Genomic DNA, 21,998 nt, shown 5'->3' with positions numbered 1-21,998 from the left:
GCGTCATGGAGATGATTCTATTCCGGGATAACACCCGGGCGCAGCAAACCGACATTGTCGCGGTGCAGTCGCAGGTGGTGTACGGCAGCGTGGGGAACAGCATTGCGGTGCCGAACATTCGTACCCACCGGCTGAACGTCACCGCCGTGCCGACAGTGCTGTTCAGCAACACGCCGCACTACGACACCTTCTACGGCGGGGTGATCCCCGACGAGTGGTTCAGCGGCTACCTTAAGGCACTGGAAGAGCGTGAGATCCTGCGCGAGCTTAAAGCGGTCACTACCGGTTACATGGGCAGCGCCAGCCAGATCGCGCTGCTGGCGCAGTGGCTGAGGGCGGTCAAAGCGCAGCATCCTGACCTGCTGGTGCTGGTCGACCCGGTTATCGGCGATATCGACAGCGGAATGTACGTCAAGCCGGATATTCCGGAAGCCTACCGGGAGCACCTGCTTCCGCTGGCGCAGGGGATTACACCAAACGTCTATGAGCTGGAAGTGTTAAGCGGTAAGGCGTGCAGGACGCCGGAAAGCGCTATTGCCGCCGCGCAGGGATTGCTCTCTGACACTCTGAAATGGGTGGCGATCACCAGCGCGCCGGTCGCTGACGATCCGCAAAACATCCACGTGGTGTTGGTGACGCATGAGGGCGTTACCGTCAGCGCGCATCCGCGCGTAGAAACCGATCTGAAAGGGACGGGCGACCTGTTCTGTTCAGAACTGGTGAGCGGAATTGTTGAGGGGAAAACCGTTGCTGATGCCATTCGCATGGCCGGCGATCGGGTGACTGACGTGATGCTTTATACCCAGTCGAAAGGCTACGACGAGCTTATCCTCCCCGCATAAACAAAAATGGCGCCCGAAGGCGCCATTTTTCTGTGCGGCAAGAATTACTTCTTGATGCGGATAACCGGGGTTTCACCCACGGTGACGCTGCCAGACAGTTTGATCAGTTCTTTGATTTCGTCCATGTTGGAGATAACAACCGGCGTCAGGGTAGACTTGGCTTTTTCTTCCAGCAGTGGCAGATCGAATTCAATCACCGGGTCGCCAACTTTAACACGCTGGCCTTCTTCCGCGATACGTTTGAAGCCTTCGCCTTTCAGTTCAACGGTGTCGATACCGAAGTGAACGAACAGTTCGATACCGCTATCAGATTCGATAGAGAACGCATGGTTGGTTTCAAAAATTTTACCGATGGTGCCGTCAACTGGAGCAACCATTTTGTTGCCAGTTGGTTTGATAGCAATGCCATCACCAACGATTTTCTCAGCAAACACTACATCCGGCACGTCTTCGATGTTGACGATCTCGCCGGAGAGCGGAGCAACAATCTCAATAGTTCCGGAGTCTTTCTTATCATCAGAAACCAGAGATTTCAGTTTATCGAACAAACCCATGATCTTCTCCTAAGCAGTAATTTGGGCCGCATCTCGTGGATTAGCAGATTGTTTTTTCTTCAATGAACTTGTTAACCAGCGTCATTAACTCGTCCGTTGTCGGTTGAGCAAGAGCCTGCTCTGCTAACACCTTCGCATCTTCGAAGTTCGTGTTACGGATAATCTTCTTAATGCGCGGGATGGAAATGGCGCTCATAGAGAATTCGTCCAGACCCATACCCAGCAACAGAAGTGTAGCACGTTCGTCGCCTGCAAGCTCACCACACATGCCAGTCCATTTACCTTCTGCATGAGAAGCATCAATAACTTGCTTGATCAAGTTCAGTACGGACGGTGACATTGGCTGGTAGAGATGTGAAATCATATCATTACCACGGTCAACTGCCAGGGTGTACTGCGTTAAATCATTGGTGCCGATACTAAAGAAATCAACTTCTTTGGCTAAATGACGCGCAATGGTCGCCGCTGCTGGTGTTTCCACCATCACGCCGATCTCGATTGACTCGTCAAATGCTTTACCTTCGTCGCGCAGTTCCTGTTTGTAGATTTCGATCTCTTTCTTCAGTGCACGCACTTCTTCAACAGAGATGATCATCGGGAACATGATGCGCAGCTTACCGAAAGCAGAGGCACGCAGGATAGCGCGAACCTGATCACGCAGGATCTCTTTACGATCCATTGCGATACGCACGGCACGCCAGCCCAGGAACGGGTTCTCTTCTTTCGGGAAGTTCATGTACGGCAGCTCTTTGTCGCCACCGATGTCCATAGTACGGACGATAACCGCCTGTGAGCCACACGCTTCTGCGACGGCTTTGTACGCAGCAAACTGCTCTTCTTCAGTTGGCAGCGCGTCGCGGTCCATGAACAGGAATTCTGTACGATAGAGACCAACACCTTCCGCACCGTTGCGCTCAGCGCCATCAACGTCGCGTACGGTACCGATGTTTGCGCACACTTCTACCTGATGGCCGTCCAGCGTGATGGCTGGCAGGTCTTTCAGCTTAGCGAGTTCCGCTTTTTCAGTCGCAACCTGCTCCTGAACCGCGCGCAGTTTTTCGATCTCTTCGTTAGTTGGGTTGACGTAAACCAGATTGTTTACGGCATCCAGAATCAGATAGTCGCCGTTTTTCACCTGAGAGGTGACGCTACCGGTACCCACGATGGCAGGCAGTTCCAGAGAACGCGCCATGATTGAGGTGTGGGAGGTACGGCCGCCCGCGTCGGTGATGAAACCGAGGACCTTTTTCAGGTTCAGCTGTGCGGTTTCTGACGGGGTCAGGTCAGCGGCAACCAGGATAACTTCATCCTGAATCGCGCTCAGGTCGATAATGGCCAGGCCCAGGATGTTGCGCAGCAGGCGCTTACCGATGTCACGCACGTCAGCCGCACGCTCTTTCAGGTATTCATCATCCAGTTCTTCCAGGGCAGTTGCCTGACCTTCGATAACTTCATGCGCAGCCGCGTCGGCCGTCATGCCTTTATCTTTAATCAGGGCTATGATTTCCTGCTCCAGCTCCTCATCTTCGAGCAGCATGATGTGCCCTTCGAAGATGGCTTCTTTTTCTTCACCGAAAGTTTCGCCAGCTTTAGTTTTGATCGCTTCCAGTTGCGCAGATGCCTTGGCACGACCGCTCAGAAAACGTTCAACTTCCTGATCAACCTTGTCGGCAGAAATTTTTTTCCGGTCGATGACGATCTCGTCTTCTTTCAGCAGCAGTGCTTTGCCGAAAGCGATACCCGGGGATGCTAAAATGCCTGAAATCATAACCCTACCTTACTTGTGACTGATATTTAAAAGAACCCGGAAACTTACTCGAGCTCAGCCATCAGTTTTACCAGATGCTCAACTGCTTTCTGCTCGTCTTCACCTTCAGCAGAGATGGTAACAACGGTGCCCTGAGTCAGGCCCAGAGTCTGCAGTTTGAACAGGCTTTTTGCGCTAGCGCTTTTGCCGTTGGAAGTTACAGTGATTTCAGAAGTGAAGCCTTTCGCTTCTTTAACAAACTGAGCAGCAGGGCGGGTGTGCAGACCGTTCGGAGCGGTAATGGTAACTTCTTGCTGGAACATTGTATTTCCCCAACTTATAGGTTTAGTGTTGTGGAACTAAAGTCTAGCCTGGCGGCTTAACTTTAGCCTGTATTGTTAGCGCTGACGTTTCATTCGTCATTAAACATTATGCAGCGAAAGGAAGACTTGAACCAAATCATAAAATCGATTCAGCAAGGCTATTTCGTTCACTGATTAATTTCACGCTTCAAAATAATTGCTGGTTTAAATACCAGACACAACGGGGTGAAGCAATGCCAGGAGGGGCAAAAGTTTGAAGCAGGCCACAAAAAAGCACCTGAAAAGGTGCTTTTTTACGCGTTATTAACATACTGGCACTACTGTTGCAGCTCTTTTTCAGTGAACAGATCGGCAAACAGTGCGGTGCTCAAGTAACGCTCACCCGAGGAAGGAAGGATAACCACAATATTCTTATTGGTAAAGGCTTCATCTTCCTGAAGTTTGAGCGCTGCCGCAACGGCCGCACCGGAAGAGATTCCCGCCAGGATACCTTCTTCATCCATCAGACGACGCGCGGTAGAGATGGCTTCTTCGTTAGTGATGGCAACGACTTTATCGATCAGCTTCAGATCCAGGTTACCCGGAATGAAGCCTGCGCCGATGCCCTGAATTTTATGCGGGCCAGGTTTAAGCTCTTCCCCCGCCAGCGCCTGAGCGATAACCGGTGAGTCGGTAGGTTCAACGGCAACGGTAATCAACTCTTTTTTACCTTTTGTGCCTTTAATATAGCGAGACACGCCTGTCAGCGTACCGCCGGTACCTACGCCGGAGATAAATACGTCAACCTGGCCGTCAGTATCTTCCCAGATTTCCGGGCCGGTGGTCTTCTCGTGAATTTCCGGGTTAGCCGGGTTGCTGAACTGCTGAAGCAGCAGATATTTTGCCGGATCGCTGGCGACAATTTCTTCAGCTTTCTGAATGGCACCTTTCATGCCTTTCGCGCCTTCGGTTAGCACCAGGTTCGCGCCCAGCGCTTTGAGCAGTTTGCGTCGTTCAATGCTCATGGTTTCAGGCATGGTCAGCGTCAGTTTGTAGCCGCGTGCGGCAGCCACATAGGCCAGTGCGATACCGGTGTTGCCGCTGGTCGGTTCCACCAGCTCAACGCCAGGCTTCAGAACGCCACGTTTTTCCGCATCCCAAATCATGTTTGCACCGATACGGCATTTTACGCTGAAGCTCGGGTTACGTGATTCGACCTTCGCCAGAATGCGTCCATTACCGATACGGTTCAGTCGAACCAGGGGCGTATGACCGATAGTCAGCGAGTTGTCTTCATAAATCTTACTCATGGCCTGTCCTTAACTGTATGAAATTGGGATACCGACCCAGCATACCTGCTAAGCAGGTAGGGGGAAGTAAGGAATTCGCATATCTATATACTGCAAGGAAATAATGGGTATCAGTATGGAATAAGGGGCGGCATAAGCCACCCCTGTTTTACACATTTTTGCATTACTTCCATAACGCGTGCTTAGCACGGTAGCAGTCGACCCACATCGCCGTCGCACCGCAGACCGCGACGGGCATAATGAACAGGTTCAGGAAGGGAATCATGGTGAACAGGCTGGTCAGCGCGCCAAACTGCATATTGGCAACCTTACGTGTGCGCAGGGCGGTACGCATCGCTTTAAACGGCACCTTGTGGTTATCGAACGGGTAGTCGCAGTACTGAATGGCCAGCATCCAGGCGCTGAACAGGAACCACAGCACCGGTGCGACCGTCTGCCCGATGCCGGGTACAAAGTAGAGAGCAAGCAGCACAACCGCGCGGGGAAGGTACCAGGCAAACTTCTGCCATTCGCGCTTCATGATGCGCGGGAGATCTTTCATGATCCCCAGTACGCCCGTATCCGGCGGTGTTGCACCAGTAAGCCGCGCTTCAAGCTGTTCCGCCAGCAGTCCGTTAAACGGTGCGGCTATCCAGTTCGCAATCGTCGAAAAGAAGTACCCAAAGACCAGCAGCACGGAGATCACCGCCACCGGCCAGAGCAGGTAGTTAAGCCACTGCAGCCAGTCCGGCACGTAGCTCATCAGCGATGGGATCCAGCTTTCGAGCTTTGTGAACAGCCACCAGAACGCGCCGCCCATCAGAATAATATTGATTACCAGCGGAAGAATGACGAAGCGTCGAATACCCGGCAGTGAGACCAGTTTCCAGCCTTGAGAAAAATACCAGACGCCGCTGCGTGGGGGAGAAGATGATGTTGAAACCATAACCAGGCTGTACTCCTTTTTTCACAACCAGTGGAATTGCCCGCCTATATTATCCACTTGCGGACCAATGACCAGTTCGGAAATGTTCGAAAAACCAGCAAAAAGCACAATTTACTTCATCTTTATGCTGTGAATGCTCTGCACACACTTGCACTTGACGTAAACGGCAAATACTCTTAGTGAGTAAATGTTTGCCGTGGTGGCAAGGTGTTAGAACAACAGAGAATATAATGATGCAGGATTTGCGTCTGATATTAATCATTGTTGGCGCGATCGCCATAATCGCTTTACTGGTACATGGTTTCTGGACCAGCCGTAAAGAGCGTTCCTCGATGTTTCGCGATCGCCCACTGAAGCGCATGAAGTCCAGTCGTGATGACGATGACAGTGAAGATGACATCGTAGATCGTGACGACGACGGCGTGGGTGAAGTTCGTGTTCATCGGGTCAATACTGCGCCCGGCGCGGCTCATGGGGAGCATGAAGCCCCCCGCGCTCCGCAGCACCAGTATCAACCGCCGTATGCCTCTGCCCAGCCGCGCCAGCCAGCGCCGCAGCCGGCGGAAGAACCGGTGCGTCAGCCGCCGCAACAGCCTGTGCAACAGCAACCCGCTGCGCCGCAGCCGGTTCAACAGCAACCTGTGCAGCAGCCCGTGCAACAGCAGCCTGCGCAGCCTGTACAACAGCCACAGCAGCCTGTGCATGTACAGCCTGCGCCACAGCCCGCTCCGGCTCCGCACGTTGAGCCAGAGCCGGTCGTCGAGCCTGAACCGGTTGTTGAAAAACCGCAGCGTAAAGAAGCGGTGATCATCATGAACGTGGCCGCGCATCATGGCAGCCATCTCAACGGTGACGTGCTGCTTAACAGTATTCAACAGGCAGGGTTTAAATTTGGCGATATGAATATTTTCCATCGCCACCTGAGCCCTGACGGTAGCGGGCCGGCGCTGTTCAGCCTGGCCAATATGGTCAACCCGGGTACCTTTGACCCGGAAATGACCGGTGATTTCGTGACGCCGGGTGTCACTATCTTTATGCAGGTGCCGTCCTACGGCGACGAGCTGCAAAACTTCAAGCTGATGCTGCAGTCCGCTCAGCATATCGCTGACGAAGTGGGCGGCGTCGTGCTTGACGATCAGCGTCGAATGATGACCCCGCAAAAGCTGCGCGAGTATCAGGACCGCATCCGCGAAGTTAAGGAAGCCAACGCGTAATCGTCGCGTTTACTTCAACTCCTCCTCAACCCCCGCCTGTCGGGGGTTTTTTCTCATTGATGGTGCGATATGGACTCAATCGAACAACAACTCACTGAACTGCGAACCACGCTTCGCCATCATGAATATCTCTATCATGTTATGGACGCGCCGGAAGTGCCGGATGCGGAGTATGACCGCCTGATGCGCGAGCTGCGCGAGCTGGAGGCGAAGCATCCGGAATTGATTACGCCGGATTCCCCTACCCAGCGCGTCGGTGCTGAGCCGCTGGGGGCATTCAGCCAGGTGCGCCACGAAGTGCCAATGCTGTCGCTGGACAACGTCTTTGATGAAGAGAGCTTCCTCGCGTTTAACAAGCGTGTGCAGGACCGTCTGAAGAGCAGCGACTCCCTCACCTGGTGCTGCGAGCTGAAGCTCGACGGCCTGGCGGTCAGCCTTCTTTACGAAAACGGCGTGCTGGTACGGGCCGCCACGCGTGGCGACGGTACGACGGGGGAAGATATCACCACCAACGTGCGAACCATCCGTGCTATCCCGCTGAAGCTGCAGGGTGACAACATTCCTGCGCGTCTGGAAGTGCGCGGCGAGGTGTTTCTCCCGCAGGCGGGCTTCGAAAAAATCAATGAAGAAGCGCGTCGCACCGGTGGGAAAGTGTTTGCTAACCCGCGTAACGCGGCGGCAGGCTCTCTGCGCCAGCTTGACCCGCGTATCACCGCGAAGCGACCGCTTACTTTCTTCTGCTACGGTGTCGGTATTCTGGAGGGAGGCGATCTACCGGATACGCACCTCGGGCGTCTGCTGCAGTTTAAAGCCTGGGGCCTGCCGGTGAGCAACCGCGTTCAGCTCTGCGACTCGCCGGAAGCGGTGCTGGCGTTCTACCACAAAGTGGAAGAGGACCGCCCGACGCTCGGCTTTGATATTGATGGCGTTGTCATCAAGGTCAATTCGCTGGCGCTGCAGGAGCAGCTTGGCTTTGTGGCGCGCGCGCCGCGCTGGGCGGTGGCGTTTAAGTTCCCTGCTCAGGAGCAGATGACCTTTGTTCGCGACGTGGAGTTCCAGGTAGGACGTACGGGGGCCATTACGCCGGTCGCACGTCTGGAGCCGGTGCAGGTCGCGGGCGTGCTGGTGAGCAACGCTACGCTGCATAACGCCGATGAAATCGAACGTCTTGGCCTGCGCATTGGCGACAAAGTGGTGATTCGCCGCGCGGGCGATGTTATCCCGCAGGTGGTCAACGTCGTAGAGTCAGAACGTCCTGATGATACGCGCGAGGTTGTTTTCCCGACCCACTGCCCGGTGTGCGGCTCTGACGTTGAGCGTGTGGAAGGCGAAGCGGTGGCCCGCTGTACGGGCGGCCTGATCTGCGGCGCGCAGCGTAAAGAGTCCCTGAAGCACTTTGTCTCCCGTCGGGCGATGGACGTCGACGGCATGGGCGACAAGATTATCGATCAACTGGTTGAGAAAGAGTATGTCCATACGCCAGCAGATCTCTTCAGGCTGACGGCAGGTAAACTGACCGGCCTGGATCGCATGGGTCCGAAGTCAGCCCAGAACGTGGTTAATGCGCTGGAGACGGCGAAAGAGACGACCTTCGCCCGCTTCCTGTACGCGCTGGGCATTCGTGAAGTGGGCGAAGCGACGGCGGCAGGATTAGCAGCGTACTTTGGTACGCTGGAGGCGCTGGAAAAGGCAAGCATAGACGAGCTGCAGAAAGTCCCGGACGTCGGCATCGTCGTCGCCACGCACGTCTTTAACTTCTTCGCCGAAGAGAGCAACCGCGACGTCATCGGCCAGCTTCTGGAGGAGGGCATCAAGTGGCCCGCGCCGGTGGTGGTTAACGCCGAAGAGATCGACAGTCCGTTCGCCGGGAAAACCGTGGTTTTGACCGGTAGCCTGAGCCAGCTTTCACGCGATGATGCAAAAGCGCGCCTGGTGGCGCTGGGGGCCAAAGTGGCGGGCAGCGTGTCGAAGAAAACCGACCTGGTGATTGCCGGGGAAGCGGCGGGTTCTAAGCTGGCGAAAGCTCAGGAACTCGGCATTGAGGTTATCGACGAAGCGGAAATGATGCGTCTGTTAGGAGAGTAACGTGGAGAAAGAGCAGCTCGTTGAGATCGCTAATACGGAGATGCCGTTCGGTAAATATAAGGGCCGCAGGCTGATCGATTTGCCGGAGGAGTACCTGCTGTGGTTCGCGCGCAAGGACGAATTTCCTGCCGGGCGACTGGGCGAGCTGATGGCTATCACGCTACTGATTAAAACCGAGGGGCTGACCCAACTGGTGCAGCCCCTGAAACGTCCTTAAGCCTTCGCGGCGCGGGTCTCTTCCTGCGCCAGCTTTTCCGTCTGGCGCTTGTAGCGACGCGCCAGCACCGCGCAGACCATCAGCTGGATCTGATGGAAAATCATCAGCGGCAGCACCATCATCCCAATCACCGAGGTGGGGAACAAAATGTTCGCCATCGGGATACCGTTCGCCAGGCTCTTTTTGGAGCCGCAGAAGACAATGGTGATTTCATCGGCTTTGCTGAAGCCGCACTTGCGCGCCACGAAGATGTTTACCGCAATGACAATCGCCAGCAGGACGATGCTGACCACCACGATAAACAGCAGCGAGCCTGCACCCACCTTGTGCCAGATCCCATTCACAACCGCTTCGCTGAAGGCGGAATAGACCACCAGCAGAATCGACGACTGGTCGGTTTTGGAGATCCATTTCTTGTGCTTCGCCACGAACGCCCCGGTCCACGGGCGCGAGAGATGGCCCAGAACAAACGGCAGCAGCAGTTGCAGGCAGATTTTTCCAACCTGCTCAAGGTTACCTTCCGCGCCGTGCATGTTCATCAGCAGGCCCACCAGCAGCGGGGAGACGAAAATCCCTAACAGGCTGGATGCCGACGCCGAACAGACCGCGGCCGCAACGTTCCCGCCCGCCAGAGAGGTAAAGGCAATGGCGGACTGCACGGTGGCTGGCAGAATGCAGAGGTACAGGAAACCAGTGTAGAGCGCAGGATCGACGTTAACCGGCGCCCACCAGGCAAACAGCACCCCGAGGATCGGGAACAGGATGAAGGTACTGCACATCACCCAAAGATGCAGTCGCCAGTGGCTACCGCCAGCAATAATCGCTTCACGGGAGAGTTTTGCACCGTGCATAAAGAACAGCAGCGCGATGGCGGCCGTCGTCAGACCCTCGAAAAACGGGACAAAACCGCCGCGGGCGGGGAAGAACGAGGCCAGTAAAACGGTAGCTACCAGGGTGAGTGTAAACGGATCAAGAATACGAAATAGTTTCATAATGACTCCTGAAAACAGATGTCGCTATTGTGCTTTTTTCCATTTGAGAAATAAAATTGATTTATTGCATCCATTTATGAATTAAACAGATGAATTACTTCCTACGCCAGCTTCGCATTTTCGTCACCGTCGCCCATGCCCGCAGCTTCAGTCGGGCAGGGGAGATGATTGGCCTGAGCCAGTCGGCGGTCAGCCACAGCGTGAAAGAGCTGGAGAATCAGACCGGCGTCCGGTTGCTTGACCGCACCACGCGCGAAGTGGTCCTGACCGAAGCGGGGCAGCAGCTGGCCCTGCGCCTCGAACGTCTGCTGGATGAGCTTAACAGCACGCTCCGGGATGTGGGGCGGCTGGGACAACAGCTTTCGGGGACCGTGCGGGTTGCGGCCAGCCAGACGATATCCGCACACCTTATTCCTCAATGTATCGCCGAGGGAAACCATCGCTACCCTGATATTGATTTTGTCCTGCATGACAGGCCGCAGCAGTGGGTGCTGGAGAGTATCCGCCAGGGGGATGTGGATTTTGGTATTGTGATCGATCCCGGCCAGGTGAGCGATCTGGAGTGTGAAAGCGTTCTTTCTGAGCCTTTTTTGCTGCTCTGCCGGGACGACGACCCGCTGGCAGCGTTGCCCGAGGTCAGCTGGCAGTCCCTGCAGGGGGCGAACCTGGTATTGCAGGATTATGCCTCAGGCAGCCGTCCGCTGATTGATTCCGCGCTGGTGAATCAGGGCGTTAACGCAACGATCGTGCAGGAGATAGGCCACCCGGCCACATTGTTTCCGATGGTGGAAGCCGGAATTGGCATCAGCGTGTTGCCCGCCCTGGCGCTTCCCCTGCCGCAGGGGAGTCGACTGGCGGTGAAGCGATTGACGCCCGTTGTCGAAAGAAAGCTGATGCTGGTGCGGCGAAAAAATCGCTCCCTCTCGGGGGCGGCACAGGCCATCTGGGAAGTGGTGCGTATTCAGGCGCAACGATTAACCGAGGCCCGCATACGCGACCCACTGTTTAACGCATCAGAAGATTAAATGTAGATATCAATCTGATGATTCTCTGACGGGGTGTTTACCCCCTCCACGTTGCCCATTTTTTGATCCTGCTTCTTCTGGGCCTCTTCCGCCTGCTGGCGCTGCAGTGCGGCGAGCTGCGCCTGCAGCACTTTGATCTGGGTCTGAATCAGTTCCTGCTGCTTTTTCTTCTCATCAGCACTGCCGGGGCTGTTCGCCAGCTCTTTTAACTGCTGAGTCAGCTTTTTGATCTTGTCGAGAATGCGGCTGATTTGCGCAGCGATATCGTTACTGCCGGAAGCGCCGCTTCCGCCGCTGCTGGTTTGAATGGGTTGGGTTGAAGCCTGAATGGTCGTCATACTTTTTCCTCGCGCTATAAAACAGAGGTATCGGCACCGACGGGATTAGCTTGAGAAAAACTGCCATATCTGGCAGGGAGTTGCATTGATACACAATCAGTATCGATGGTGCAGGGAAAGTGTATTGGAGGTAGAGCACAGGCTTTGGATATAAGACTAAGGTCATGCGATCCGTGATATCGCAACCTTCATTCTCAAGGAGCCTCTATGACCCTCTCAAATAACCCGTGGTACTGTGCCGATATCATCCGTGCGGCTAAACCAAACTTCACCCCTCGCGTGGCGTTTATTCTCGGCTCCGGCCTTGGCGCGCTTGCCGACCAGATAGAGGACGCCGTTTCCCTGAGCTATGAAAAGCTGCCGGGCTTCCCGGTGAGCACCGTGCATGGACATGCTGGCGAGCTGGTGCTGGGACATCTGGCCGGCGTGCCTGTTGCCTGCATGAAGGGGCGGGGGCATTTCTATGAAGGTCGCGGGATGACCATCATGACTGACGCGATCCGCACCTTAACGCTGCTGGGATGCGAGCTGCTGTTTAGCACCAACGCGGCGGGCTCACTGCGCCCGGAGGTTCAGCCTGGAAGCCTGGTTGCCCTGAGCGACCATATCAACACCATGCCGGGCACGCCGATGGTGGGGCTCAACGATGAGCGCTTCGGCGAGCGTTTCTTCTCACTGGCCAATGCTTACGACGCGGATTACCGCGCCGTTCTGCAAACCGTGGCAACGAAAGAAGGCTTCCCGCTGCATGAAGGGGTGTTTGTCTCTTATCCCGGTCCGAACTTCGAGACGGCGGCGGAGATCCGCATGATGCAAATTATCGGCGGCGACGTGGTGGGCATGTCCGTGGTGCCGGAAGTGATTTCCGCGCGCCACTGCGGCCTGAAGGTCGTGGCGGTTTCAGCAATTACCAATCTCGCTGAAGGTCTGGGAGAGGTCAAACTCTCGCATGAACAAACCCTTGCCGCCGCCGAGCTTTCCCGCCAGAACTTTATCAATCTTATCTGTGGTTTCCTTCGCCATATTGCCTGAGTAAAACAATAAAGTGGCCCGCCAGGGCCACACTGCGATAAGGAATGGGTTATGAACATCACGACTCGCTTAAAGCTGATGTCCTTTATGCAATATTTTATCTGGGGGAGCTGGCTGGTTACCCTCGGCGCTTACATGATCAACACCCTACACTTTACCGGCTCCGACGTGGGCATGGTCTATAGCTCCAAAGGCCTTGCCGCGATCGTTATGCCTTCGCTGGTGGGGATTATTGCCGACAAGTGGCTGCGGGCCGACCGCGCCTACGTTATTTGCCACCTCGTCTGCGCCGTCGCGCTCTGCTATGCCGCACAGGTCAGTGAGCCGGGGCTGATGTTCTGGGTCATGCTGGTCAATGCAATGGCCTTTATGCCCACGATTGCGTTGTCTAACACCATTTCCTACTCCTGTCTTGAACGGGCTGGACTTGATACGGTAAGCCATTTTCCGCGCGTGCGGGTGTACGGCACCGTGGGCTTTATTGCGGCAATGTGGGCCATAAGCCTGATGGGAGCGGAGCTAAGTAATGTGCAGCTCTACATTGCGGCTGGCGCGTCTCTGCTGCTGGCGCTCTACTCTCTGACGCTGCCGGCCATTCCGGTTATAAAGTCGAAAACGTCTCCGTCTCTGGCAAGCAAGCTGGGCCTCAATGCGTTTATCCTGTTTAAGCAGCCCCGTATGGCGGTGTTCTTCTTATTCGCCATGCTGCTCGGCGCCGTGCTGCAGATAACCAATACCTTCGGTAGTCCGTTCCTGCATGATTTTGCGCGAAATCCGGCGTATGCCGACAGCTTTATCGTCAAATACCCATCAATTTTGCTCTCCGTCTCGCAAATGTCTGAGGTATTGTTCATTCTGACCATTCCTTACTTTCTCGGGCGCTTTGGCATTAAAGCCGTCATGCTGATGAGCATGGTGGCCTGGATGCTGCGGTTTGGTCTGTTTGCCTTTGGCGACCCGTCCGCGACGGGCTTTGCGCTGCTCATGCTCTCAATGATTGTTTACGGCTGCGCGTTCGACTTCTTCAACATTTCCGGCTCGGTATTTGTTGAACAGGAGGTCAGCGCCGATATCCGCGCCAGCGCGCAAGGGTTGTTTATGACGACCGTTAACGGTATTGGGGCGTATTTCGGATCGGTGTTGAGCGGTGCGGCGGTCGATTATTTCTCGGTTGACGGGGTGAAAGACTGGCAGACGATCTGGCTGGTGTTTGCGGCCTATGCGCTGGCGCTTGCCGTGGTGTTTTATTTCAGCTTTAACTACCGCCACACCAGTAAAAACAGCGAGATGCGCACAGTTGCGCACTAAATTTCCCCTCCGAACGCTGAAAGGCTTTAAGGTAGGCGCATAAGTGTTATCGCCAGGATATGTTTTGATGGAACGTGTCTACCGAACCGATCTCAAGCTGTTGCGCTATTTTCTGGCCGTGGCTGAGGAACTGCATTTTGGACGGGCTGCGGCCCGTCTCAATATGTCTCAGCCACCGTTAAGCCTGCATATTAAAGAGCTGGAAAGCCAGTTGGGCACCTTACTTTTTATTCGCCACTCGCGGAGTGTCGCCCTGACGCACGCCGGTAAAGTGCTGATGGAAGAGTCACGTCGTTTGCTCGCCAGTGCAAACCAGGCGCTGGCTCGCGTCGAGCAAATTGGCCGGGGGGAAGCAGGGCGCATTGAGCTGGGCATTGTCGGCACGGCCATGTGGAGCGAGGTGCGCACGGTGATGCGTGCTTTCCTGAAAGAGCATCCGAATGTTGATGTTGTTTTTCGCGAAAAATCGCCGGTAATGCAGATGGCGCTGCTTGAGCGCCGGGAGCTGGATGTCGGGATCTGGCGAATGGCAACGGAACCTGCCGCGGGGTTTACCAGCCTGCGGTTGCGTGAAGCGGCTTTTCTGGTGGCGATGCCGGAAGATCACCGTCTGGTCAGGGAGCCTACCATCGCGCTTGCAGAACTGCAGGATGAGTATTTTGTCACGATGCCTTCAGCCCATTCTGACTGGGCATTTCTGCACCGCGTCTGCCAGCAGGCCGGTTTTTCGCCGATGATTGTGCGTGAAGCCGTTGAACCGCAAACGGTACTGGCGATGATCAGCATGGGGATGGGGATTACGCTTGCTGCCGACAGCTACGCGCAAATGCAGTGGCCGGGCGTGGTGTTTCGTCCGTTACGGGAGCGTATACCGGCTGATTTGTATGTGGTGTATGACGAGAAACAGGCGACGCCGGCAGTAAAGACGTTGATTGCGACGTTGAAGATGTAAAGCGCAGATAGCAAAAAAGCGCCTTTAGGGCGCTTTTTTACATTGGTGGGTCGTGCAGGATTCGAACCTGCGACCAATTGATTAAAAGTCAACTGCTCTACCAACTGAGCTAACGACCCGAAATGGTGGGCGATGACGGGCTCGAACCGCCGACCCCCTCCGTGTAAAGGAGATGCTCTACCAACTGAGCTAATCGCCCATTTCGGAACTGCTGCGATAAGGTGAGAATGGTGGGCGATGACGGGCTCGAACCGCCGACCCCCTCCGTGTAAAGGAGATGCTCTACCAACTGAGCTAATCGCCCAATCTCAATTCTTATCTACACTGCGAGTCTACCGAAGTAGATGGTGGGTGATGACGGGCTCGAACCGCCGACCCCCTCCGTGTAAAGGAGATGCTCTACCAACTGAGCTAATCACCCCCGCTGTGTGGAGTCGCATTATAGGGAGAGTTGAAAATGAGTCAACGCATTTTCTAAAGTTTTTATTCGTTCGTCGTAAAATTAAACAAAACGATCGCAAAACGGGCGGTGGCGCATGATTTCTAAACAAAAACAGCAAACTCCACCCCGATAAAGGGATCGACATTGAGGAATCCCCCCACAGTGATAGAATATTGCCCATTGTTTTTTCCCCGGGATTTGCCGATTGCCGGCATCTTTATAACGTAAGGCCATTTCATGAAAATCAAAACTCGCTTCGCGCCGAGCCCGACAGGCTATCTGCACGTCGGTGGTGCTCGTACTGCTCTCTATTCCTGGCTTTTTGCACGCCACAACAAAGGTGAGTTCGTGCTGCGTATAGAAGATACCGATCTTGAGCGCTCCACGCCGGAAGCAATTGAAGCCATCATGGATGGTATGAACTGGCTGAACCTGGAGTGGGATGAAGGCCCTTACTTCCAGACCAAACGCTTTGACCGCTATAACGCCGTCATCGATGAGATGCTGGTGGCGGGCACGGCCTATAAATGCTACTGCTCCAAAGAGCGTCTGGATGCGCTGCGTGAAGAGCAGATGGCGAACGGTGAGAAACCGCGCTATGACGGCCGCTGCCGCCACGACCACAGCGAGCATGCCGCTGATGAACCGTGTGTGGTGCGTTTTGCTAACCCGCAGGATGGTTCGGTGATCTTTGACGATCAGATCCGTGGCCCAATTGAATTCAGCAACCAGGAGCTGGACGATCTGATCATTCGCCGTACCGACGGTTCCCCAACTTACAACTTCTGCGTTGTGGTTGACGACTGGGATATGGAAATTACCCACGTTGTTCGTGGTGAAGACCATATCAATAACACGCCACGTCAGATCAACATCCTGAAAGCGCTGAATGCGCCCGTTCCGGTCTATGCGCACGTCTCCATGATTAATGGCGACGACGGTAAAAAGCTGTCTAAACGTCACGGTGCGGTCAGCGTTATGCAGTATCGTGACGACGGCTATTTGCCGGAAGCGCTGCTGAACTATCTTGTGCGTCTGGGCTGGGCTCACGGCGACCAGGAGATCTTCAGCCGCGAAGAGATGATCGAACTCTTCTCTCTGAGCTCTGTGAGCAAATCTGCCAGCGCATTTAACACCGACAAGCTGCTGTGGCTGAACCATCACTACATCAATACCATGCCGCCGGAATATGTGGCGACTTACCTGCAGTGGCACATTGAGCAGGCAAACATTGATACCCGCACTGGCCCTGAGCTGGCGGACCTGGTGAAACTGCTCGGCGAGCGCTGCAAAACGCTGAAAGAAATTGCCGAAAGCTGCCGCTACTTCTATGAAGAGTTTGATGAGTTCGACGCTGACGCCGCGAAGAAGCACCTCCGCCCGGTTGCGCGTCAGCCGCTGGAAGTGGTGCGCGACAAGCTGGCTGCGCTCACCGACTGGAGCGCTGAGAATGTGCATCACGCCATTCAGGCGACGGCAGACGAGCTGGAAGTGGGTATGGGTAAAGTCGGCATGCCGCTGCGCGTTGCGGTGACCGGTGCGGGTCAGTCTCCGGCTCTGGATGTCACCGTTCATGCCATCGGTAAGTCACGCAGCGTGGCGCGCATTAACAAGGCGCTGGACTTTATTGCTGAACGCGAAAATCAGCAGTAACAACGCCTTATACAAGAAAACGGCAGGATACCCTGCCGTTTTTTTTATTCAGCAATATCCAGACGAGTAAGAAAACCGCGTATGCCTTCACGTTTTAGTAAGGTATCCAGGCGCTGCTGTTCAAGCTCGGTCATACTCTCCAGCGTTTCAATAATGCCCGGACGCAGGTGCGTGGGCTGTTCATTGTAGGATGAGGTCACTTCAGCCAGATGATAAACCGCCTGACGGTTACGGATAGCGGGCAGACTCATGATGTGTTCCTTCACCCGTGCATCAACGTGGATAAGCCGCGCCCGACCGCCTTTCACGCCGTTGAGCCCTTCGGTTTTCCACCCCTGCTGGCGTATCCAGCGATTCACCGTTTGTCTGGCAACGCCCAAACTTTCCGCCAGCTCTTCCGTGGTCATTTTGCTACGTAATCTTTTCATATTAGTTCTGGTCGCGAATCCCTAAACGTTGCAGCAAACCGGTAATCCCTTCCCGCATTAACAGCGATGTCATCTGCTTCTGCTCTTCCGGCGTCATTTCATTTGCCAGCGTCAGGAGTAGGGTATGAAGCGAACCATCATGGCTGATGCCGTCAGGCATAGCGGATGTTTCCGTTGCCCGGCGTGCGCTGCGGATAAACTCACGCACCTTATCGTTCACATGCACCAGGCGCGCTTTCCCGCCCTGGACTCCTGGTTTTGGTGATGTTATCCAACCCTCTTTACGTACCCATTTATTGATGGTCTGTCGGCTATAGCCAGTGAGCAGGGCTAACTCTTCTGGCGTCATTCGTTCCTTGATCATGCAATTTCCTGAATATTCGTGTGGGTAATTAACGGCTCATTTTATAGCACCGTTTTACGTGAAAACGTGACAGGCTTAACTCATGACTGCGAGCAGGCTCGCAAAGTGATTCATTTGCATGATTTTTCGGCGATTGAACTGCAGTCATTGATTTTGCCGTTGACACTCCGCAGCGGAATTCATATTATGCCGCCCGTCAACATGACAGCTTTACGATGGGGCTATAGCTCAGCTGGGAGAGCGCCTGCATGGCATGCAGGAGGTCAGCGGTTCGATCCCGCTTAGCTCCACCAAACTCTGAACCCAACAGAGTGCGGTCAGTAAAGTCAAATGTGGGGCTATAGCTCAGCTGGGAGAGCGCTTGCATGGCATGCAAGAGGTCAGCGGTTCGATCCCGCTTAGCTCCACCAAAATTTTAAACCCTCGTCAAAAGACGAGGGTTTTTTTATGTGTTTGTAACACCCCTAAACATATTTTGTTGCCAAAATGGTGTTTTCCCATATCTCACCTCAACCGAAATCAATAAATCAGTCTATAAATAGACTTCAACTTGATTCGTGTAATTAATAAACCTATTATCCATGCGGTCAATGATATGAACGGATAATAATCTCTCCAGCTTAATGAATAGAAAAACGTATAATAATGTAAAGATATTTATAATTGCTCTGGCGATCTGCCTGATTGCGGTTCCCGTTTCCCGTTATCTCTCCCCTCGTGCAATTGTTAATGAGCATGACGTTTATTTAGCGTGGCTCCCGTTAAGCGTTATGCTGGCGGTTATGCTGTTATTGGGGCGCCGCGGTATTCTGCCTATTCTTATAAGTTTTATGGTTGCTAATATATTTAACGTTAATTTAGCACCGCTACAATATTCAGTATTACTGTTCTGTCAGACGTTCTCCGTATTCGCTGCCTGCGGCGTCCTGCGCCTCCTTCTGGGCCGACGCTGGCGCTACTGCATGCCCAACAAATACATCGGTTTACGCATATTTTGGCTCGGCTTTATGGTGCCGATAGGCATTAAAATGTCGATGTATCTGGCTGGCTATTTCTTTGATTTCCCGGTCACAATCTCCACTTTCTTTGGCGAAGGAACAGTAATTTATAACGTCGTTGACATTCAAAGTCTGATATGCGCGGCGATGATTTTTACCATGATGTTCTATTATCCGTTAAGAATGATTATTAATCCTCGTTATGCCGTCAAATTCTGGCGGCGAAGTGTGAAGCCCGTGTTTTTACACAAGAAATCATTATATATATTCGTCTGGCTGATGCTGTTAATCGCCATTATTGCAATTTTATGTGCGCCTTTTGAGTCGCCTGTTATTGCAGGCTATTTGATGCCGGTTACTTTCATTCTCTTTACATTAGCGATTAGCCGTCTGAGCTACGCGCTTATCTCTCTGCTGTGGGCCACCTCCGCGCTTCTGCTGTTGACCTACAACTACAACTTTCTTAACGGTGTGGAGTCGGGCCATTCGCTCTCCTTTATCCTGTCGGTGCTGATCTCTTTTGCTATCTGCCTGCTTTATATGTCGCGGATCTATCAGCGTAGCGAATGGTTGAAGCAGGGCTGGCAGGACAGGGCGCTCACCGATCCTTTGACCGGATTACCCAACATTCGTGCGCTGGAAGATTTTCTCCTCGACCATCCGGATGCCAAAGTGTGTTGCCTTCGCATGGATAATCTGGAGTTTTTGAGCCGCCATTACGGCATTCTCATGCGGGTGCACTGCAAACGGATGATCACGACCTCCCTCCAGCCGCTGTTGCAGAAAGATGAGACGCTTTTCCAGCTGCCGGGAAGCGAGCTGGTGCTGGTATTACTTGGGCAGGGAACGGCTGAGCGCCTCCAGCATATGGTTGATCGGCTGAACAGCCGTAAGATTTTCTGGAATAATACCGGGCTGGATATCGAATTTGGCGCGTCCTGGGGAATGGTCGAAAACGGTGAGAGACTGCACCACACGCTGGGGCAACTGAGCTGGCTGGCCGAGCAATCCTGCGGAGCGCACAACGTTCTTGCGCTGACGAATAGCCTGGAAGCTGCATCAGGACAAACAACGGAGCGTGTCCTGATGCTGGCGCGGATTAAGCACGCCCTGGAGGCGGATCAGTTCCATTTATACACGCAGCCGATCCAGAAAGCTGACGGTAGCGGGTACTACGAAATTCTGGCGCGTATGGAGAGCGAGGGCGAGATCATCACCCCTGACCGCTTTATTCCGCTGATTGCCCAGTTCAACCTCAGCCATCGGTTTGATATGTGCATCATGGAAAAATTGCTGTTGTGGCTGCGCGATCACCCAGCGACGCAGGCTGGCGCCCGTTTCTCTGTCAATCTGATGCCGCTTACGCTGATGCAAAAAGAGGTGGCGACCGAGATTTGCTCTCTCTTTGAACGGTACGGCGTTGCGCCTCAGGCTGTGGTGATTGAGATCACCGAAGAGCAGGCCTTTTCCAATTCCGGCTGCAGCATCCACAATATTCAGCAACTGCGGGATTACGGTTTCCGTATTGCCATCGATGATTTTGGAACCGGCTACGCCAACTATGAGCGTCTGAGACGCCTGCAGGCAGACATCATTAAAATTGACGGCTGTTTCGTGAAAGATATTTGTACTGATGATATGGACGCAATGATCGTCCAGTCGATATGTAATCTGGCGAAGACGAAATCACTGTGTGTGGTGGCAGAATATGTTGAGACGCCAGCGCAGCGGGAGATGCTGCTACGCTTCGGCGTGGACTACCTGCAGGGATACCTGATAGGCAAACCCAAACCGCTGGAAGAATTACGGGCATAAAAAAACCGGGAGTAAGACTCCCGGTTTTTTTTTACGGTAAACGTTACAGAACCAGCGCAGCGATAGAAGCAGACAGGACGCTCACCAGGGTGGAGCCGTAAACCAGTTTCAGGCCAAAGCGAGAAACCACGTTACCCTGTTCTTCGTTCAGGCCTTTAATCGCACCGGCGATAATACCGATGGACGAGAAGTTCGCGAAGGAGACCAGGAATACGGACAGAATGCCTTCCGCACGTGGAGAGAGCGTGCTGGCGATTTTCTGCAGATCCATCATCGCAACGAATTCGTTAGAAACCAGTTTGGTCGCCATGATACTGCCTACCTGCAGTGCTTCATGAGCCGGAACACCCATCACCCATGCGACAGGGTAGAAGATGTAGCCCAGGATGCCCTGGAAGGAGATGCCCAGCACAGCGGCGAACAGGGCGTTCAGTGCGGAGATCAGGGCGATAAAGCCGATCAGCATCGCGGCAACAATAATCGCCACTTTGAAACCTGCCAGAATGTACTCGCCCAGCATTTCGAAGAAGCTCTGGCCTTCATGCAGGTTTGACATCTGAATATTCTCTTCGCTGGCGTCAACGCGGTACGGGTTGATCAGCGACAGAACGATAAAGGTGCTGAACATGTTCAGAACCAGCGCAGCAACGACATATTTTGGCTCCAGCATGGTCATATACGCGCCCACGATAGACATGGATACGGTAGACATTGCGGTTGCCGCCATGGTGTACATGCGGTTACGGGACATTTTGCCGAGAATATCTTTATACGCGATGAAGTTCTCAGACTGACCGAGGATCAGGGAGCTTACGGCGTTGAAAGATTCCAGCTTGCCCATGCCGTTTACTTTGGATAACAGAAAACCAATGCCACGAATGACGAACGGCAGAACGCGGATGTGTTGCAGAATACCAATCAGCGCGGAGATGAAGACGATTGGGCACAGCACCTTCAGGAAGAAGAATGCCAGACCTTCGTCGTTCATTTTACCGAAGACAAAGTTGGTCCCTTCGTTGGCGAATCCGAGCAGTTTTTCGAACATTTCGGAGAAGCCTTTCACGAAGCCGAGGCCTACGTTGGAGTTCAGGAAGAACCACGCAAGTAAAACTTCAATGACCAGCAGTTGGACAACATAACGAATACGAATTTTTTTGCGGTCTGTGCTGACCAGCAATGCAAGTGCAGTAACGACAACAAGTGCCAGGACAAAATGAAGGACGCGGTCCATATTTGCTCCAAATATGAGGCAGGTTTAATTTTCGTGCACATTCTATGTAACAAGCGAAAAGAAAACGAGATCAAGGGCACACTATAGTTACATCCTGTGACGAGTCTCAAAATTAGTGATCCACAATACATTTTTGTTATGTTAGGTAAATGAGTGAAAAGTTAAGTTTGTGTGCTACGCTTCACAAATGACCGTGCATTTTCACATTCTGTGATGTCGCGCCA

General features: G+C 53.7%; 20 protein-coding genes and 6 tRNA genes. 12 read left to right on the top strand and 14 right to left on the bottom strand.

Features of this window, described 5'->3' with window-relative positions:
- The first annotated feature begins 5 nt into the window (after positions 1-5).
- Positions 6-842, top strand: a complete 837-nt coding sequence (gene pdxK, locus MX657_RS16430) for a pyridoxine/pyridoxal/pyridoxamine kinase (protein ID WP_346806178.1) — start codon at positions 6-8, stop codon at positions 840-842.
- Between the two features lie 44 nt (positions 843-886).
- Here pdxK and crr read toward each other — a convergent pair whose 3' ends face one another.
- From crr to cysZ, 5 genes are all read right to left on the bottom strand, one after another.
- Positions 887-1,396, bottom strand: coding sequence for a PTS glucose transporter subunit IIA (crr, locus tag MX657_RS16425; protein WP_003861316.1), 510 nt, complete (start codon positions 1,394-1,396; stop codon positions 887-889).
- Between the two features lie 40 nt (positions 1,397-1,436).
- Positions 1,437-3,164, bottom strand: coding sequence for a phosphoenolpyruvate-protein phosphotransferase PtsI (gene ptsI, locus MX657_RS16420; protein WP_008501604.1), 1,728 nt, complete (start codon positions 3,162-3,164; stop codon positions 1,437-1,439).
- A 44-nt stretch (positions 3,165-3,208) separates the two neighbouring features.
- On the bottom strand, positions 3,209-3,466 hold the full coding sequence (gene ptsH, locus MX657_RS16415) for a phosphocarrier protein Hpr (RefSeq protein ID WP_000487600.1): 258 nt from the start codon (positions 3,464-3,466) through the stop codon (positions 3,209-3,211).
- Between the two features lie 317 nt (positions 3,467-3,783).
- Complete coding sequence (gene cysK, locus MX657_RS16410) at positions 3,784-4,755, bottom strand: cysteine synthase A (RefSeq protein WP_028013996.1); 972 nt, start codon at positions 4,753-4,755, stop codon at positions 3,784-3,786.
- Between the two features lie 163 nt (positions 4,756-4,918).
- Positions 4,919-5,680: a sulfate transporter CysZ gene (cysZ, locus tag MX657_RS16405; protein WP_080328482.1), complete on the bottom strand. Its 762-nt coding sequence runs from the start codon at positions 5,678-5,680 to the stop codon at positions 4,919-4,921.
- A 230-nt stretch (positions 5,681-5,910) separates the two neighbouring features.
- Here cysZ and zipA point away from each other — a divergent pair, with 230 nt between their 5' ends.
- The 3 genes from zipA to MX657_RS16390 all read left to right on the top strand — a co-directional run bounded on the left by zipA (position 5,911) and on the right by MX657_RS16390 (position 9,196).
- A complete protein-coding gene (gene zipA / locus MX657_RS16400) occupies positions 5,911-6,894 on the top strand; it encodes a cell division protein ZipA (protein WP_080328483.1) in 984 nt (327 codons plus the stop codon).
- Positions 6,895-6,963: 69 nt separating this feature from the next.
- The gene (gene ligA, locus MX657_RS16395; RefSeq protein ID WP_346806177.1) at positions 6,964-8,979 is read left to right on the top strand and encodes an NAD-dependent DNA ligase LigA; all 2,016 of its coding nucleotides are present in this window, start codon (positions 6,964-6,966) and stop codon (positions 8,977-8,979) included.
- A gap of 1 nt (position 8,980) precedes the next feature.
- Positions 8,981-9,196: a DUF3820 family protein gene (locus MX657_RS16390; protein ID WP_003861328.1), complete on the top strand. Its 216-nt coding sequence runs from the start codon at positions 8,981-8,983 to the stop codon at positions 9,194-9,196.
- Here the strand turns inward: MX657_RS16390 and MX657_RS16385 are convergent.
- On the bottom strand, positions 9,193-10,188 hold the full coding sequence (locus MX657_RS16385) for a bile acid:sodium symporter family protein (RefSeq protein WP_252001935.1): 996 nt from the start codon (positions 10,186-10,188) through the stop codon (positions 9,193-9,195). The two genes, MX657_RS16390 and MX657_RS16385, sit on opposite strands and share 4 nt — an antisense overlap.
- A gap of 89 nt (positions 10,189-10,277) precedes the next feature.
- Between MX657_RS16385 and MX657_RS16380 the strand changes: the two genes are divergently transcribed.
- The gene (locus MX657_RS16380) at positions 10,278-11,213 is read left to right on the top strand and encodes a LysR family transcriptional regulator (RefSeq protein ID WP_346806176.1); all 936 of its coding nucleotides are present in this window, start codon (positions 10,278-10,280) and stop codon (positions 11,211-11,213) included.
- Here the strand turns inward: MX657_RS16380 and MX657_RS16375 are convergent.
- Positions 11,210-11,551 carry a FlxA-like family protein gene (locus MX657_RS16375; RefSeq protein WP_080328487.1) on the bottom strand — a complete coding sequence of 114 codons (342 nt, stop codon included), beginning with the start codon at positions 11,549-11,551 and terminating at the stop codon, positions 11,210-11,212. The two genes, MX657_RS16380 and MX657_RS16375, sit on opposite strands and share 4 nt — an antisense overlap.
- 207 nt (positions 11,552-11,758) lie before the next feature.
- Here MX657_RS16375 and xapA point away from each other — a divergent pair, with 207 nt between their 5' ends.
- The 3 genes from xapA to MX657_RS16360 all read left to right on the top strand — a co-directional run bounded on the left by xapA (position 11,759) and on the right by MX657_RS16360 (position 14,843).
- Positions 11,759-12,583 (top strand): xanthosine phosphorylase, encoded by an 825-nt coding sequence (xapA, locus tag MX657_RS16370; RefSeq protein WP_346806175.1) that lies wholly within the window; start codon positions 11,759-11,761, stop codon positions 12,581-12,583.
- Between the two features lie 51 nt (positions 12,584-12,634).
- Complete coding sequence (locus tag MX657_RS16365; protein ID WP_346806174.1) at positions 12,635-13,891, top strand: nucleoside permease; 1,257 nt, start codon at positions 12,635-12,637, stop codon at positions 13,889-13,891.
- A 67-nt stretch (positions 13,892-13,958) separates the two neighbouring features.
- Positions 13,959-14,843, top strand: a complete 885-nt coding sequence (locus MX657_RS16360; protein ID WP_080328490.1) for a LysR family transcriptional regulator — start codon at positions 13,959-13,961, stop codon at positions 14,841-14,843.
- Positions 14,844-14,886: 43 nt separating this feature from the next.
- On the opposite strand, the gene MX657_RS16355 is transcribed toward MX657_RS16360, so the two are convergent.
- The 4 genes from MX657_RS16355 to MX657_RS16340 form a co-directional block, all read right to left on the bottom strand.
- Positions 14,887-14,962 (bottom strand) — tRNA-Lys (locus tag MX657_RS16355).
- Positions 14,963-14,966: 4 nt separating this feature from the next.
- A tRNA-Val gene (locus tag MX657_RS16350) sits at positions 14,967-15,042 on the bottom strand.
- A gap of 29 nt (positions 15,043-15,071) precedes the next feature.
- Positions 15,072-15,147 (bottom strand) — tRNA-Val (locus MX657_RS16345).
- 41 nt (positions 15,148-15,188) lie between these two features.
- Positions 15,189-15,264: transfer RNA gene (locus MX657_RS16340), tRNA-Val, on the bottom strand.
- Positions 15,265-15,522: 258 nt separating this feature from the next.
- Between MX657_RS16340 and gltX the strand changes: the two genes are divergently transcribed.
- Positions 15,523-16,938 (top strand): glutamate--tRNA ligase, encoded by a 1,416-nt coding sequence (gene gltX / locus MX657_RS16335; protein ID WP_119915401.1) that lies wholly within the window; start codon positions 15,523-15,525, stop codon positions 16,936-16,938.
- 44 nt (positions 16,939-16,982) lie between these two features.
- Here the strand turns inward: gltX and MX657_RS16330 are convergent, their stop codons facing one another.
- Positions 16,983-17,366: a YfeC-like transcriptional regulator gene (locus tag MX657_RS16330; protein WP_080328492.1), complete on the bottom strand. Its 384-nt coding sequence runs from the start codon at positions 17,364-17,366 to the stop codon at positions 16,983-16,985.
- Position 17,367: 1 nt separating this feature from the next.
- A complete protein-coding gene (locus MX657_RS16325; protein ID WP_080328493.1) occupies positions 17,368-17,730 on the bottom strand; it encodes a YfeC-like transcriptional regulator in 363 nt (120 codons plus the stop codon).
- Positions 17,731-17,947: 217 nt separating this feature from the next.
- Between MX657_RS16325 and MX657_RS16320 the strand changes: the two genes are divergently transcribed.
- From MX657_RS16320 to MX657_RS16310, 3 genes are all read left to right on the top strand, one after another.
- Positions 17,948-18,023 (top strand) — tRNA-Ala (locus MX657_RS16320).
- A 41-nt stretch (positions 18,024-18,064) separates the two neighbouring features.
- Positions 18,065-18,140 (top strand) — tRNA-Ala (locus tag MX657_RS16315).
- 213 nt (positions 18,141-18,353) lie between these two features.
- Positions 18,354-20,543 carry a sensor domain-containing phosphodiesterase gene (locus tag MX657_RS16310; RefSeq protein WP_346806173.1) on the top strand — a complete coding sequence of 730 codons (2,190 nt, stop codon included), beginning with the start codon at positions 18,354-18,356 and terminating at the stop codon, positions 20,541-20,543.
- A 43-nt stretch (positions 20,544-20,586) separates the two neighbouring features.
- Here MX657_RS16310 and MX657_RS16305 read toward each other — a convergent pair whose 3' ends face one another.
- Entirely contained in the window at positions 20,587-21,774 is a 1,188-nt protein-coding gene (locus MX657_RS16305; protein WP_008501591.1) for a NupC/NupG family nucleoside CNT transporter, read from the bottom strand.
- Positions 21,775-21,998 lie beyond the last annotated feature (224 nt).

The sequence above is a fragment of the Enterobacter chuandaensis genome (assembly GCF_039718975.1).
Lineage (GTDB): Bacteria > Pseudomonadota > Gammaproteobacteria > Enterobacterales > Enterobacteriaceae > Enterobacter > Enterobacter chuandaensis.
This window is presented reverse-complemented; position numbering and strand designations above follow the sequence as displayed.